Origin of the sequence: Corallococcus exercitus (assembly GCF_042231735.1) — a bacterium.
GTDB classification, from domain to species: domain Bacteria; phylum Myxococcota; class Myxococcia; order Myxococcales; family Myxococcaceae; genus Corallococcus; species Corallococcus exercitus_B.
Genome location: NZ_CP102577.1, coordinates 8,607,630 through 8,622,477 on the forward strand (window position 1 = coordinate 8,607,630; position 14,848 = coordinate 8,622,477).

At 72.2% G+C, this 14,848-nt stretch carries 11 protein-coding genes; 5 read left to right on the forward strand and 6 right to left on the reverse strand.

Features of this window, described 5'->3' with window-relative positions; genetic code table 11:
• Window positions 1–20: 20 nt before the first annotated feature.
• Window positions 21–1,211, forward strand: a complete 1,191-nt coding sequence (locus NR792_RS34665; RefSeq protein WP_375756986.1) for a zf-HC2 domain-containing protein — start codon at window positions 21–23, stop codon at window positions 1,209–1,211.
• Between the two features lie 46 nt (window positions 1,212–1,257).
• On the opposite strand, the gene NR792_RS34670 is transcribed toward NR792_RS34665, so the two are convergent.
• The 4 genes from NR792_RS34670 to NR792_RS34685 form a co-directional block, all read right to left on the reverse strand.
• Window positions 1,258–2,643 (reverse strand): AraC family transcriptional regulator, encoded by a 1,386-nt coding sequence (locus NR792_RS34670; RefSeq protein WP_375756987.1) that lies wholly within the window; start codon window positions 2,641–2,643, stop codon window positions 1,258–1,260.
• A gap of 11 nt (window positions 2,644–2,654) precedes the next feature.
• Window positions 2,655–3,191 (reverse strand): zf-HC2 domain-containing protein, encoded by a 537-nt coding sequence (locus NR792_RS34675; RefSeq protein ID WP_375756988.1) that lies wholly within the window; start codon window positions 3,189–3,191, stop codon window positions 2,655–2,657.
• Window positions 3,184–3,825: an RNA polymerase sigma factor gene (locus NR792_RS34680; RefSeq protein ID WP_375756989.1), complete on the reverse strand. Its 642-nt coding sequence runs from the start codon at window positions 3,823–3,825 to the stop codon at window positions 3,184–3,186. The genes NR792_RS34675 and NR792_RS34680 overlap by 8 nt, the downstream gene beginning before the upstream one ends.
• A gap of 128 nt (window positions 3,826–3,953) precedes the next feature.
• Window positions 3,954–4,424 (reverse strand): PaaI family thioesterase, encoded by a 471-nt coding sequence (locus NR792_RS34685; RefSeq protein ID WP_375756990.1) that lies wholly within the window; start codon window positions 4,422–4,424, stop codon window positions 3,954–3,956.
• A 143-nt stretch (window positions 4,425–4,567) separates the two neighbouring features.
• On the opposite strand from NR792_RS34685, the gene NR792_RS34690 reads away from it, so the two are divergent.
• From NR792_RS34690 to NR792_RS34705, 4 genes are all read left to right on the forward strand, one after another.
• Window positions 4,568–6,892: an ATP-dependent helicase gene (locus tag NR792_RS34690; protein ID WP_375756991.1), complete on the forward strand. Its 2,325-nt coding sequence runs from the start codon at window positions 4,568–4,570 to the stop codon at window positions 6,890–6,892.
• A gap of 179 nt (window positions 6,893–7,071) precedes the next feature.
• On the forward strand, window positions 7,072–8,721 hold the full coding sequence (locus NR792_RS34695) for a DUF1592 domain-containing protein (protein ID WP_375756992.1): 1,650 nt from the start codon (window positions 7,072–7,074) through the stop codon (window positions 8,719–8,721).
• A complete protein-coding gene (locus tag NR792_RS34700; RefSeq protein WP_375756993.1) occupies window positions 8,718–10,145 on the forward strand; it encodes a DUF1552 domain-containing protein in 1,428 nt (475 codons plus the stop codon). The genes NR792_RS34695 and NR792_RS34700 overlap by 4 nt, the downstream gene beginning before the upstream one ends.
• Before the next feature lie 63 nt (window positions 10,146–10,208).
• Window positions 10,209–11,384: a lytic polysaccharide monooxygenase gene (locus NR792_RS34705; protein ID WP_375756994.1), complete on the forward strand. Its 1,176-nt coding sequence runs from the start codon at window positions 10,209–10,211 to the stop codon at window positions 11,382–11,384.
• Window positions 11,385–11,472: 88 nt separating this feature from the next.
• Here the strand turns inward: NR792_RS34705 and NR792_RS34710 are convergent, their stop codons facing one another.
• On the reverse strand, window positions 11,473–11,916 hold the full coding sequence (locus NR792_RS34710) for a hypothetical protein (protein WP_375756995.1): 444 nt from the start codon (window positions 11,914–11,916) through the stop codon (window positions 11,473–11,475).
• 87 nt (window positions 11,917–12,003) lie between these two features.
• On the reverse strand, window positions 12,004–14,835 hold the full coding sequence (locus NR792_RS34715; protein ID WP_375756996.1) for a carboxypeptidase regulatory-like domain-containing protein: 2,832 nt from the start codon (window positions 14,833–14,835) through the stop codon (window positions 12,004–12,006).
• Between the last annotated feature and the right edge of the window lie 13 nt (window positions 14,836–14,848).

The following is a 14,848-nucleotide window of genomic DNA, read 5'->3' on the forward strand; positions in this document are numbered from 1 at the left end:
GCCCTGCCCGGGATGTCCCGATGAAGGGCGACGCGCTGTCCCGCTACCAGGCCCGGTACGCGCGCCTGGGCGCGGGCCCCCTTCCGGTGGGCGAGCTGTTGGAGGTGGTGGGGGATGTGCTGCGCCGCTCGGACCGGCTCGGCACCGACGGGGTGGAAGAGGCCTTGAAGGGCCTGGACCGCCCCCAGGTGGAAGCCTGGCTTGGCCAGCAGAAACCGCAGGCGCTCCAGCCGCTGCTCCTGCGTGCCGCCGAGGAGTCGATGGAGGTGGCGCTGGGCGACGAGGGTGAGGAAGCGGAGCTGTGGCGCGCGTCCGCGCTGGAAGGACTGGCCGCCCGGGACCGGGCCGCCTCCGCCGCCCGCGCGCTCGTCACCTGGGAGATGCTGAAGGGCCCGCTGGACGGGGACGCGCTCGCCGCTCGCGAGCGGTTTCTCGGGGCGCTGGGCCACCTGGACACCGCGCTGCGCTCCCGGGCGCGCTGGTTCATCCCGCTCAACGCCGAGCGCCGCGCCGAGCGCGACCTCCTGGACCCCGTGGAGCGTCCCGGCGCGTGGTGGTTCTCCGCGCGGGCCGGCTGCGATGACCTGGTGGCGTCCTGGACGGGCCGCCCCATGAAGGAGCCTGAGCACCTGAAGGACTGTGCCAGCTGCCGCGCGGACCGGGCGGACACCGCGGTGGTGGACAGCCCCCCGCGCCGTCACCTCACGGACGACGAGCTGTGGCGGCTGGACTCGGGCGAGATGGGCCGCGAGGAGCGCGAGCGCGTGGAGGCCCACACGGCGGGCTGTGGCGAGTGCGCGCAGGCCGTGCTGGCGCTGGAAGAGGGCGACGCCGCCATCGACGAGGCGCTGGAGCTGGAAGAGGACGGGGCGCAGGCCCCGCGCGCGGCGCGGGACTCCCGCGCGGACGTGGCCCGGCGCCCGGGCGCGGCCCGCCTGCCGGAGCACCGCGAGGTGCTGGAGGAGTGGCGCGACTTCCGCGTGGTGCTGGTGCGCGAGCGTCAACGGGTGCGGCTGCTGGTGCAGCCCCTGGGTACGCGCGCCGTGACGGCCGCCGTCTTCCTGTCGCCGGGGCGTCCGTCGCTCAAGCCGACGCAGGGGCCGGAGGGGCTGTCCTTCGACCTGTCCACGGCGCTGGCCACCGGCGCGCACGCGGCCCACCTCACGGTGCAGGCCGGGCAGGAAACGCTGGAGCGCGACTTCGCGTTCTGACGTCAGGCGATGAAGGAAGGGCAGGGCCCTTCCTTCCGCCCCCGCCTCACTGGAGCTGCGAGGCGGGGCGATGGCCCCCGGACGCGTCATACGGCTGCGGGGAGCGCACGGGCGGACGGGGCACGGGCGGCGTGAAGGGCGACGGATCGCGGCGGAAGGTGTTGGCGAGGAACGACACCACCAGCTGCGTGAGCGGCGGCCGGGTGGCGAGCGCGACGCCGCACACGTCGATGCGGTCCATCTCGTGCACGCCCTCCATCTGTCGGTAGACGTTGCAGCCCTGCTCCGCGGCGGCGTCCCGGTCGCGCAGGAGCTTGCGCTCGAAGACGCCCCAGCGCATGTGCAGCACGTCCGGGCTGAGGCGGATGTCCACCGGGCCGGTGCCCCAGGTGCCCTGGATGCGGGTGGTGGAGCCGCCCGCGTGCACCTTCACGCGCAGCGGGTAGTTCCGGTAGGTGCCGTTCACCTCGATGCCGTGCTCGAAGAGCTCGTCGCCCACGGTGCCCTGCCACAGCTGGCCCTTGCCCTTCACCAGCGGGTTCTCCGTCTGCACGGTGAGGGCGTCGAACCAGTAGTAGCCCACGCGGCCCAGCCGCTCGCCGCCGCTCCAGACGGGGGCGGAGACGGGAAGCTCCTCCAGGCCCTGGGGGCCGGAGGGCAGCGGCTGCGGGGTGGCGAGCAGGTCCGTCGTCTTCACCGACGCATCCACCGTCTCGAAGCGCACGCCGCCGAGCCACGCCTGGCCGGTGCCGCTCATGATGAGGCCCGCCATGATGGTGGTGGCCTCCTTCGGCACGTCCAGCACGACGTCGTAGCGCTTGCAGCCGTGGGTGCCCACGAGGGCGCGCGACTGCATGTTGTCGAAGGCGAGCGGCTGCTTGGGGTCCGCGCCCTCCACGCGCATCCACAGCCCCGCCCAGCCCTTCACGTCCTGGTGGCGCACGGCGGCGGAGAAGCGCAGGCGCTTGCCCCGGAAGTCCTGCGCGCTGAAGGCCTGCATGAACGTGCCGAAGCTGTCCGTGGCCTGGGTGCGCGAGCGCAGGAACGCGCTGCGCGTGCCTTCGCACGGGGAAGACTCATCCACGCCCGCTTCGTAGTGCGCGGGCGCGCTCTCCGTGACGTACCAACCCTGCGGCAGCTTCGCCCGCGTCGCCCCCGGCGCGGCGGGCATGCCGCCCGAGGAGGGCGCCGCTGTCGCGCCAGAGGGCGACGAAGCGGGAGCCACCGAGGCCGTGGACATCGGCGCCGCACCGGACTTCAGGGCGGGGCCCGGGACTTCGCCGGGCTTCGGCGCCGCGGCTTCGGGTGTCGCCGCCGAGGTGGACGCGAGCGCCGTCGTGGAGGCGCTCGACGCGGTGGAGGGGGTCTGGGCCGCAGCGAGGGGCGCGCAGAGCGCCAGCAGCAGGCCGGGGATGCGGGTTCGGAGCGTCATCGAGGATGTCCTTACAGGGCGGCCGGCCGCGAGCTCAGCGCCACCCGGGTCAGCCCGCTGGATGCGTCGTAGCGGGGGACCTCGCCCTGTCCACCGGGGTGATACACGAGCAGCCCGCGCGCGCTCGCGGACTGGAGGCAGTGCTCCTGCGTGGCCAGGTCCGGGCACGCGACCACGATGTCCCGGGGCCCTTCCTCCGCTTCCTGCACCGCGACGACCGGCGCTTCCACGGGCGTCACCGGCGGGGTGGACACGGTCCCTCCCGGCCGCAGCAGCAGGAACACGGAGGCCGCCACCGCGACCAGCGCCGCCGCGACAGCGGCCGGACGGTGCCAGCGCGCGGGGCGCACCACGACGGCCTCGCGGGGCGTGGCGGCGGCGACCTCGTACAGCTGCTCCTCCAGCAGGGCCTCCTCCTGGAGCAGCCGCGCGCACGGCTCGCACGTGAGGGTGTGGGCCTCCAGCTCCGCGCAGGCTTCGGGCGGCAGCGCGCCCAGCAGGTACTGCTCCGTGCGGTCGCGGGTGAGGTGGGGCGTGGGGCTAGACATGGTTTTCCTCTTCGAGCGCGGTGCGCAGCTTCTTGCGGACCTCGCACAAAATCTGTCGCACGCGCTGGACGGACAGCCCGACGCGGGAGGCGACCTCGGCATGGGGAAGCCCCTGGCCGTCACAGGCCAGGAGGAAGACGTTGCGCGCGCCCGGCGCCACCTGCTCCAGCGCGTCGCGCGCCCGGGCCAGCTGCTCCTCGGACAACAGGCGCTTCTCCGCGGACTGCGCGGGGTCCACCGGCTGCTGCCGCTCCGGCAGGTCCTCCACCGTGCCGTCCACCGACTCACGCCGCGTGCGCCGGGCGTCATCCGACGCGAGGAACGCCGCCTGGGTGAGCGCGAGGTACGGCAGGCGCAGCTCCGTGAGCAGGCCCCGCTGCTGCTGCTGGATGAGCCGCGCCCACGTCTCCTGCGCCAGCTCCTGGGCCCGGTCCACCCGGATGCCCCGCGCGAGCAGCGACACCACCACCCGGCGCTGGTGCCGCGCGATGAGCGCGTCCCACGCGGCCCGCTCTCCCGCCAGCGCGCGCCGGGACAGGGCCTCCTCGTCCGGCGCCGCCGGCCGAGCGACCCTGCCTGTGTCCTGCCGCGACTGGAGGGTCGTCATCCCCAAGCCCTGTACGGCTGCATCCATGCCGTCTTCCCGTTGCGAGCCGCGCTCGTCCCCCGGGGACCGTTCCTGCCCCGGGCTGCCAGGGAAACGCGCCTCCAGGCCGGGCATATCGAAGGAAAGGGGCAAGGGTGGCCCGGGGTGGGGGAATGTCAGTTGGTGGCGGGGCTCTCGCCGGAGGCCCACGGCTGGGAGGAGACGCGCACGACGCCCTGGCAGCGGGCGCACACCCGGCCTTCCGCGTCCATCAGCTTCGCGGAGGCGAAGACGGTGGACGGGCCGCCGTTGTCGATGACGGCCTCCACCCGGAGGTGGTTGCCGGTGGCGGGGCGCTCGAAGCTCATGGACAGCTGGACGGTGGCGCAGCGGCGGGTGGGGTCGCGCAGCGCGGGGGTGCAGCCGATGGCGAAGTCGAAGAGGGCGGAGAGCACGCCGCCGTTGACGGCGGAGGCCCCCAGGCCGCCCCGGTGCTGCGGCTGCACCTCCGGGAGCTCCACCACCACCATGCGCCCTTCGGGGAAGGACATCCGGGCGCCGAAGTGGCGCAGGGTGAGGCTCTGGTTGAAGAGGTCCGCGAAGCGGTCGAGCTGGGCCTGGGACGGGCGGGACGGGGTGTCGGACATGGCGGTGGACCCTTCTTATATCCCACGCTCCTGCCCGTCCCTGGAGCGGACGGCCCGGCGGGCGCCAGGGATGGCGGAAGACCCGGCACCGGCGTGCGAAAGACGTTAGAAGACGGGGTTCTTTCCCCCCGGTGGAAGCCCCCGTGAACGCGCACGAAACCGCCCTCCTCGAAGACCTCAACCCGCCCCAGGCGGAAGCCGTGCTCCACGGCGACGGCCCCCTGCTCGTGCTGTCGGGCGCTGGCAGCGGCAAGACGCGCGTCATCACCCGCCGGGTGGCCTACCTAGTGAAGGTGCGCCGCGTCTTCCCCTGGCGCATCCTGGCCGTCACCTTCACCAACAAGGCCGCGCGCGAGATGCGCGAGCGCCTCACGCAGCTCCTGGGCGCCCAGGCCAACGACCTGGTGGTGAGCACGTTCCACTCGGCCGCGGCCATGATCCTTCGCCGCGAGGCGGAGGCCGTGGGCCTCACCCGGTCCTTCGTCATCTACGACGACGGCGACCAGCTCAGCCTGGTGAAGCGCGCCATGCGCGACGCGGGCGTGGAGCCGGTGATGCAGCCGCGCGAAATCCTCCACCGCATCGACCAGGAGAAGAACGCCGCGCGGCTGCCGGAGGACATGCGCGTGGAGCAGGAGGACGTGCGCGGGCAGATCGTCAAGCGCGTGTACGCGGGCTACCAGAAGCTCTTGCGCGCGGCGAACGCGGTGGACTTCGGGGACCTGCTGCTGCTCCTCGTGAAGCTCTTCCGCGACCGGCCGGACGTGCTCGAGCGCTACCGCACGCGCTTCACGCACGTGCTGGTGGACGAGTTCCAGGACACCAACCCCGTGCAGTACGCGTTCCTGCGCCAGATTGCCCCGCCGCCGTCCGCGAACCTGGTGGTGGTGGGTGACGACGACCAGTCCATCTACCGCTGGCGCGGCGCGGACGTGGACAACATCCTCCAGTTCCCCATGCAGTACCCGGGCGCGAAGGTGGTGAAGCTGGAGCAGAACTACCGCTCCGACCAGAACATCCTCACCGCCGCGCACGAGGTCATCTCCAAGAACCCGCGCCGCATGGCGAAGAAGCTCTGGAGCGAGCGGCCCAAGGGGGAGAACCTGGAGCTGCTCTTGCACCGCGACGAGCGCGCGGAGGCGCAGGAGGTGGCCCGGCGCATCCTGGCCGTCCAGCGCGAGGGCTTCATCAAGTTCTCCAGCATGGCGGTGTTCTACCGGACCAACGCGCAGAGCCGCGTGCTGGAAGAGGCGCTGCGGCTGGCGCGCGTGCCGTACCAGCTGGTGAGCGGACGCAGCTTCTACGACCGCGCGGAGGTGCGCGACGCGTCCGCGTACCTGCGGCTGATGGTGAACCCCCGCTCGGACGCGGACCTGCTGCGCGTGCTCAACGTGCCGGCGCGCGGCATCGGCGACACCACCGAGGAGCGGCTGACGGACTTCGCGAACGAGCAGGGCCTGAGCCTCTACGAGGCCCTGGGCGAGCGCCACCGCATCCCGTCCCTCAACGCCACCGCGCAGAAGCGGCTGGGCGGGTTCCACCAGCTGCTCCAGTCGCTGCACGCCTTCTCGCTGACGGCGAAGGACGCGGCGGGCGCGGTGGACCAGATGCTCAAGGAGTCGAAGCTCGTGGAGTCGCTCGTCGCGGACGGCAGCGACGAGGCGCTCACCCGGGCGGAGAACCTGAAGGAACTGCTGGGCGCGGCGCAGGAGTTCGACTTGAAGCGCGCGTCGGACATGGTCGCGGCCGCCCAGGCGGTGGAAGCGCGCGAGGAGGAGGCGCCGGAGGGCGTGGACTCCGCGCCGCTCACCGCGGACGTGCCGCCCCTGCAGGCCTTCCTGGAGCAGATCAGCCTGGTGGGTGAAGCGGACGCGGAGGTCAGCGAGGGGCGCGTGGCGCTGATGACGCTGCACGCGGCCAAGGGCCTGGAGTTCGACGCCGTGTTCCTCACCGGCCTGGAGGAGGGCGTCTTCCCGCACTCGCGCGCGCTCAAGAGCGAGGAGCCCGACGGCGGCGAGGAGATGGCCGAGGAGCGCAGGCTCTGCTACGTGGGCTTCACCCGCGCGCGCAAGCGGCTGTTCGTGAGCCTGGCGCAGTGCCGCTCCCTCTTCGGCGAGCTCAAGTACAACCCGCCCAGCCGCTTCCTCGCGGACGTGCCGCAGGCCCTCTTCGGCTTCAAGGAGAACGACCTGCCGCCCCCGCCGCGCGCCGCCGCCATGCCGCAGCGCCGCCGGAACTGGGACGACGACGAGACCGGCCCGCGCGTGGACCGCAGCTACTCACAGGCGTCGTCCGACATGGACGGCGTGGGCGGCGACGTGCGCGGCATGCGCGTGCGCCATGAACAGTTCGGCTCCGGCCGAATCGTCGCCGCGGAAGGCTCCGGCCCCAACGCCAAGGTCACCGTGGAGTTCGGCGGGAACGTGGGCCTCAAGCGCGTCATCGCGCGCTTCCTCATCCCGGGATGATCCGGTGTTGATGGTCATTTCCAGTATTCATGTGACTGGGAACCCGGCCGTCCGGTGTACGGATTGACTTCCTGACGCCTCCCCAGTGGGATGACCTCCAACGAACGGAGGCGCTTCCCCCCATGGCGCGACGTCGACGATGGATGAGTTCCGCGCTTCTCGCGGCCTCCTTGAGTTTCTTGAGTGCCTGCGAAGGCCAGATTTCTGACGCGGCGAATCCCCGCAATCCGGGCTCCGGTGGTGGCAACCCGGACGGCACGAACAACCCCCCGCCCCTGGTGGAGCAGCCGGCGCGCTCGGTGCGCGTCGCGCGGCTGACGCATGCGCAGTGGGTGAGCAGCGTGAAGGACCTGCTCAAGCTGGACGCGGCGCCCACGGCGCTGGCGCAGACGTTCCGCGCGGATCCGGCCCAGAGCGGCTTCCTCTTCGGCAACGACGCGCGCGCGCTGTCGGTGGACGAGGCGCTGTGGGGCGCCTACCAGCGCGCGGCGGCGGACCTGGCCGGGCAGGTGGCCACGGACGCGACGAAGCTGGGCAAGCTGCTGCCCCCGGGCAGCACCACGGACGAGGCGCGCGCGAAGGCGTTCGTGGAGTCCTTCGGCCTGCGCGCCCTGCGCCGCCCGCTGACCCCGGACGAGGTGGCGGGGTACCTGGCGCTGTACCGCACGGGGCCGCAGGCGTACCCGACGATGGCCGCGTTCCAGGGCGGCTTGCGGATGGTGCTGGAGGGCTTCCTCCAGTCGCCCCTGTTCCTCTACCGCGTGGAGCGCAGCACGCAGGCCGCGGACGGCAAGGTGCCGCTGGACGCGTTCGAGGTGGCGTCGCGGCTGAGCTACGCGCTCTGGAACTCCATGCCGGACGACGCGCTGTTCGCCGCCGCGCGCGAGGGCCTGCTGTCGAAGCGCGAGGGCGTGGCCGCGGAGGCGCGCCGGATGATGGCGGACCCCCGGGCGCGCGGCGTGGTGGACGCCTACCACCAGGTCGTCTTCGACGTGGCCCGCTACGCGCGCATCCTCCCCAACACCACGCGCTTCCCCAACGTCACCGCGAAGCTGGCGGAGTCCGCGGCGAAGGAGAACGCCCTCTTCGTGGAGGACGTCGTCTTCGGGCGCAAGGGCCGCTTCGCGGACCTGCTCACGTCGCGCGACACCTTCGTCAACGACGAGCTGGCGCGCGTCTACGGCCTCACCGGGACGTTCAGCGCGAACTTCGTGCCGGTGACGCTGGACGGTGCGCAGCGGCGGGGCATCCTTACGCAGGTGGGCTTCCTCGCGTCGCACGCGACGTCGTTGGACCCGGACCCCATCCACCGGGGCGTGTTCCTGTCGGAGCGCCTGCTCTGCCAGAAGATTGGCGCGCCGCCGGCCAACATCCCCGCGCTGCCCGCGCCCAACGGCCGCACCAACCGCGAGGTGGTGACGTCGCACACGGAAGCGCCCGGCACGGTGTGCGCGTCCTGCCACACGACGCTCATCAACCCGCTGGGCTTCCCCTTCGAGAACTTCGACGCCGTGGGCGGCTACCGCACGACGGACAACGGGCACCCGGTGGACGCCACGTCGTCGCCGGGCATCGGCGGGCAGAAGGTGTCGGTGAAGGACGCGCTGGACCTGGCGGACGCGCTCGCGAACGCGCAGGCGGTGCACGCGTGCTACGCGCGCCACTGGGTGGAGTTCCTGAGCGGACGCCCCGCGGCCGAGGAAGACGAGGCGCTGGTGCAGCGGCTGGGCAAGCTGTCGCAGTCGGGACAGCTGCCCATCGTGGACCTGGTCGTCGAGGTCGTGACGGGCGTGGGCTTCGTGACGCGCCACCCGGAGGAGCTGCCGTGAAACTGAGCCGTCGACGCGTGTTGCAGGGCCTGGGTGGCGTCATGCTGGGACTGCCGGTGCTGGAGGGGCTCCTGCCCCGGAAGGCCCAGGCGGCGGAACCCGGCGCGCTGCCCTTCGCCATCTTCCTTCGCCAGGCGGATGGCGTGGCCACCGCGCAGAACACCTCGGAGCTGGGCAGCGAGCCGGAGCGCTTCTGGCCGGAGCCGCTGGGCAACCTCACCACCGCGACGCTCGCGGGCAAGTCGCTGGTGGAGCTGGCGGACCACCGCGCGCGCCTGCTGGTGGTGCGCAACGTCAACATGAAGGACTACAACTACGGGGACGGCCACGCCCGGGGCGCGCTCCAGTGCCTCACCGCGCGGGGCCCCGCCGTGGAGGGCGCGGGCGGCAACTCCGAGGCGTCCGGCGAGTCGCTGGACCACCGCATCGGCCGCGAGCTGAACCCGCAGAAGCGCGACTCGCTCTTCCTCTACGCGGGCAGGTCCGGCGGGTGGCTGGGCGGCCCATGCATCTCCCACCGGGGCAATTCCTCGCGAAGGGCCGCGCTGCACGACCCGTGGGTGGCCTACCAGACCATGGTGGGCGGCCCCGGAGGCCTCACGCCGGAGGCGCGCGAGCAGCTGCTGGTGCGCCAGAAGAGCCTCAACGACCTGGTGTCGGGCCAGCTGAAGGCGCTCCAGTCGCGTCCGGAGCTGAGCAGCACGGACCGGCAGCGCCTGGACCTGCACCTGTCCAACGTGCGCGACCTGGAGGTGGCCCTGAGCTGCCGCGCCCGCGTGGACGAGGAGCTGTGGCTGCAGCAGCAGGCGCCCGGCTACAACAGCACGGACGGCGACAAGGTGCTGGCCTCGGTGCGGCTGCACATGGACATCGCGGTGCTGGCGGTGGCGTGCGGTACCACGCGCTCGGTGGCCATCCAGGTGGGGGACGGCAACGACGGCTCCACGCGCTACCGCGACCCGACGACGGGGCAGCTGATGGAGAACTTCCACTACATCTCCCACCGCCGGCTGTCGCACGACGCGCTGGGCAGCGTCATCGCCGGGTCGGACCTGCTGCACTCGCGCGTGGACGCGCAGTTCGCGCAGACCTTCAACTACCTGCTGGACCGGCTGGCGGCCTACACGATGCCGGACGGCAAGAAGCTGGTCGACCAGGGCGTGTCCGTCTGGTTCAACGACCTGGGCAACGGGCCGGCGCACTCGGCGCGCAACGTCCCCTTCATCCTGGCGGGCAGCTGCAACGGCTACCTCAAGCAGGGCGTGGCGGTGACGGCGGCGGGCGGCAACTCCAGCCCCAACCTCAACAAGATGCTCAACACCATTGGCGCCGCGGTGGGCCTGAAGAACGCGGCCGGGGGCCCGCTGGACGACTTCGGCGACCCCTCGCTGCCCAAGGGCCTGCTGACGGAGCTGCTGGCCTGAAGCAGCCGTTGACCCGATTCGCCCGCGCCCTTCCTCCTTTGTTTTCGAACAGAGGAGGAAGGGATGTTCCCAGCCATTCGCAGGGCCTTCACCGCGGTGCTCGCGTTCGTCTCCCTGCTGTCCGCCGGTCCGGCGGCGGCGCACGGCTCCATGGAAGTTCCCCTGAGCCGCGTCTACGGATGTTTCAAGGAAGGGCCGGAGAGTCCGAAGTCCGCCGCGTGCAAGGCCCTGGTGCAGGCCGGTGGGACGCAGGCGCTGTACGACTGGAACGGCGTCCGGCAGGGCGCCGCCAACGGGCGCCACCGGGAAATCATCCCGGACGGCAAGCTGTGCAGCGCGGCCAATGAGAGCCACAGGGGCCTGGACCTGGCGCGCACGGACTGGCCGTCCACGCTGGTTGCGCCAGACAGCAACGGCCGCTTCGAGTTCGTCTTCCACGCCACCGCGGTGCACGCCACGGGCTACTTCCAGCTCTTCGTGACGAAGGAGGGCTACAACCCGGCGCTGCCCTTGAAGTGGTCGGACCTGGAGGCGTCGCCCTTCTGCAACGTCACCAACGTGTCCGCGGTGAACAACCGCTACCGGCTCAACTGCCCCTTCCCGGCGGCGCGGACGGGCTCGCACGTCATCTACGCCATCTGGCAGCGCGCGGACAGCCCGGAGGCCTTCTACGCCTGCACGGACGTGAAGTTCAGCAACACGCCGCCGCCGCCGGTGGCGTGGAAGGAGCTGGGCCAGGTGCAGGCGCGCGAGGACCTGCCCAGGGCGAGCAAGGTGACGTTCCGCCTCTTCGACAGCGCGGGCCGCGACGCCGAGTCCCATCCGCTGACGCTCGACGCGGCCACGCCCGCGGCCACGTGGATGTACCGGCTGGCGCAGCAGGTGAACGCGGGCTCCAGCCGCGTGCAGGTGGGCGTGCTGCAGACGACGGGCAGCGTGACGCCGGTGCAGGACGCGCTGGGCAACCGCGTGTACGCGAAGGAGACGGGCTACTCGTTCCAGGTGGACATCGAGAAGCCCTCCACCGGCGGCAGTGACGGCGGCACCGGCGGCACGGCGCAGTACAAGTACCCGGCGGGCCTCGACAGCTACACGGCGGGCACGCTGGTGGAGGGCACGGACGGGCTCCTCTACCGCTGCAAGCCCTTCCCGTACTCCGGCTGGTGCAAGGGCGTGGCGTCGTACTACGCGCCGGGCACGGGCATCGCCTGGCAGGACGCGTGGGAGCGCGTGCCGTAGCCGTCCCGCGCCTGGCGCTGGACATGGAACGGGCCGCCCTTCCACGAGGAGGGGCGGCCCGGGGACTTCCCGCGCGGACGTGGGGACTTCAGGCCGCGAGGTTCGCTTGCGCGGAGGCGCGGCCGAGCGCCTCCGCCCGGTCCCGGCGCAGGCCGAAGAAGGTCCACATGGACGCGCCGAAGTCGATGCACGCGACGTAGCCGGAGATGGCCTGGCACTTGCCCATCAGGGTGCAGGTGATGACCACCACGACGATGAAGGTGCGGCAGAGCACCGCCCAGGCGAAGAAGGGGCGCACGTCCAGCACGGCCGACTGATGGCACATGAACGCGATGGAGGTGAGCAGCGCGCCCGCCACGCGGATCCAGAACAGGTTCGCGTCCGCGACCTCGTGGGCCAGCGTGAGGAACACCTGCGGCGCCAGCAGCCACGTCAGGCCCAGCGCGAAGATGTAGAAGCTCCAGACGTACAGCGAGCGGCCCGCGTGGCTGAGCGAGCCCCACGGAACGAAGATGCGGGATGAGAAATACAAGCGGTGACTCCAGGGGCGCCCGGAACGGGCGGGCGGGCGCAGTGTAGTCCTGCCCCATGTCTCACGTGAAACACGCCCCCGGAGGTTTCACGGCGGGTCCGCCTCCACGGTGAAGGCCACCTCGCCCCGGGGAGGAATCTGGACCCGCAGGGGCGTGAAGCGCTGCTCCGACTCCGGGTCGATGGGGCGGGCGTCCAGGAGGTACTCGCCCGGTTCGAGGCCCCGGGCGAGGACGGTGCCCTGTTGGGCGAACTCCTGGAAGGGAAAGTCCACCGGCCCCTCCGCGTACCGCAGCCGGATGAGGGCGGGCAGGGGCTTGCCGTGCTTGTCCTGGGCGGTGAAGCGCACCTTCGCGGCCAGGTCCAGGGGCACGGTGAGCGTGTCCAGGCGGGACGTCACCGCGTGTTGGAACGGCCGCACGCCGCGGGCCCTGAGCTCCAGGACGAAGGGCGGGGGAGGAAGCTGCGCCAGCGTGTAGCCCCCGTCTTGAGAGAAGGCGCGCTGGGGCCGCGCCATCGCGCGGGCGAGGTCGGGGTCCGAGAGTTCCGTGAACTTCACGTGGAGGGCTCCCACGTCGGGGAGCGCGGCGCCCGTTTCCGCGTCTTGGAGGACCAGCCGCAGCGTCCAGCCTGGATCCAGCGTGAGCACGCCCAGGTCCACGTCCACGCCTTCCGTCAGCGTCACGTCTCGGCTCAGGGGGACGAAGCCGGAGGCCTTCACCGTGAGCGTCGCCGGACCCGAGGCCTTGAAGGGAAGGTCGAAGACGCCGTCCGGCCACGCATCGGGCTGCTCCTGACTCGAGAGGCTCCGGCCCTGCACCTTGAAGGAGGTGACGGCCTCGCCCCCGGGGGCCACGACGCGGCCCCGGATGCGTCCGTCACGCTCCAGCACCAGCCGGAGCGGCTCCGGGCCGGCGCCCACCCACAGGCCGCGTGGCTCCGCGATGGACTCGCCTCCCTGCGAGCGCTCGGGGCGGAAGGAATGGCCCGGTAGGTGGGCCCACAGCGCGTACTGGGGGGCCACGAGCTTGCGCAAGGTGAAGCGCCCGTCCGGTCCCGTGCGGATGCCGGAAGGGCCGTCCTCGTTCGAGCCCGCGCGCCACGGTGATTCCGTCCTGTCGGGAACCTCCGCGGTGATCACGACGTCCGCGAGTGGCTGGCCCGCGCCATCCACCGCGATGCCGGAGCGCTCGCCGCCTGCTTCCATGCGCAGGGACACGTCCCGGTGTTCGCGCGCCTGGAACGCGATGGACTGGGACACCGAGGTGTCCACCAGGTCCCCCGTGACGGTGGCCTCCAGGAGGTACGGGCCCGGGGCAATGCCTTGCAGGTGGAAGCGGCCCTGTTCATCCGTCGTGCAGTGCCGTGGCTCCTCGTCAGGCGCGTCCTCCGCGTCCTCCGTGTCCTTCGACAACGTCACGGTCGCGTCCCGCAGCGGCAGCCCCTGGGGATCGGTGACGGTGCCGGAGACGGAGGCGCCCCGGTCCAGCACCACCACGACGTCCCGCGAGGGGACGCGCACCTCGATGGAGAGACTCTGGAAGGAGGGGTCCTCCACGAGCAGCCGAGCCGTCCCCGCGCGCTGGACATCCAGGATGAAGCGCCCCGTGGCATCCGAGCGCTGGGAGCCGCTGGAGAGGAGGTCGTCCCCGGCTCCCAGGCTGCCGGAGAGCGCTAGGTGGATGCCCTCGAGCGGAGCGCCCGACGTGTCGACGACGCGGCCCTCCACGCTCTTCGCGCGAGGGAGCGTGAAGTCCAGCGGCGCCATGCCCTGCTGGAGCTTCTGGGCCGTGACCTCCAGGTCGAGGTGATGGGGCGCGAGGATCCGGAAGGTATGCGGCCCGGGACGCGTGGGCCCCATCCGGTAGCGGCCCGCGGTGTCCGTCACGGTGTCCGCTTCGGCGGCGAGCGGACCGCCGTCCTCCCGGTAGGTCTCCACGCGCGCGTTCGGGATGGGCTGCCCTGTGTCGTCGCGCACCGTGCCTTCCAGGAACACGCCCCGCTGGAGCCGCAGCTCCACGTGCTCCAGGGGCGGCGTCACGTCCAGCGTGGCGAACGCGCCCGCAGACTCCGCGGTGAGCTGGTGGGAGACGGCGGGCGCGGTGAACCGGAAGCGCCCCGCGTCATCCGTCGTGGTGCGCTGGGCGGAGGCCGTGGCGGTGTTCCCCTCGAGGAGGACCTGGACGCCCGGCGCCGGCGTGCCTTCCGCTGAGATGAGCTGACCCGTGATGGGGAGCGTGCGCGCGAGCACCACGGACGCGAGGTCGTCAGGTGAGTCCAGTTGCGGCTGGAACCACGAGGACCAGCCGTCCGCGGTGACGAAGGCGGCGTAGCGGCCCTGCGGCAGGGGCCCCGCGACGAAGTGACCGTCGGCATCGGTGGTCGCGTCGAAGAAGCGCGTGTGCCAGCGGGAGACGAGCGTCACCCGCGCATCAGGGATGGGTGTCTGGTCCGTGGCCGTGACGCACCCCTCGAAGAGGACGCCCTGCTCCAGCGTCAGCTCCACGTCGTCCGAGCCCACCGGCACGCCGCCCTGTGACACCGCGCCCGTGTCGCCCAGGGCCCAGAGCGTGACACTGCCCTCGGGCAGGCCGTCCAGCACGAAGCGGCCCTCCGCGTCCGTGGTCGCCTCCGCGAACACCGGCGCTTCGCCGTCGCGAGCCTCCACGGCCTCGCCCTGCATGCGTTCGGATTCGAAGCCGCAGGCGTCGCTCTTGAGCGCCAGCGCCCGCGCGTCGTCCTGGCCGGAGAGGGAGGGGCAGGGCCGCTCTGACAGCGTGAGCCCGGGCTCCACGCGGGAGGCGGAGACGCGCACGCCCACGGCCGCACCGTGGGTCCCCAGCACGCGGCCCGCGATGCGCGCGGTGCCCATGGGACGCGGTGGCGTCGTGAGCCGGGAGACGCGGGGTTTCGGTTTCACGGTGGCAGCTTGG

What these genes read in the sequence shown, in the direction of transcription:
- NR792_RS34680 (WP_375756989.1), bottom strand. Translation starts at nt 3,825, where the DNA reads ATGGATGCAGCCGTACAGGGCTTGGGGATGACGACCCTCCAGTCGCGG.
- NR792_RS34670 (WP_375756987.1), bottom strand. Translation starts at nt 2,643, where the DNA reads ATGACGCTCCGAACCCGCATCCCCGGCCTGCTGCTGGCGCTCTGCGCG.
- NR792_RS34665 (WP_375756986.1), top strand. Translation starts at nt 21, where the DNA reads ATGAAGGGCGACGCGCTGTCCCGCTACCAGGCCCGGTACGCGCGCCTG.
- NR792_RS34705 (WP_375756994.1), top strand. Translation starts at nt 10,209, where the DNA reads ATGTTCCCAGCCATTCGCAGGGCCTTCACCGCGGTGCTCGCGTTCGTC.
- NR792_RS34675 (WP_375756988.1), bottom strand. Translation starts at nt 3,191, where the DNA reads ATGTCTAGCCCCACGCCCCACCTCACCCGCGACCGCACGGAGCAGTAC.
- NR792_RS34685 (WP_375756990.1), bottom strand. Translation starts at nt 4,424, where the DNA reads ATGTCCGACACCCCGTCCCGCCCGTCCCAGGCCCAGCTCGACCGCTTC.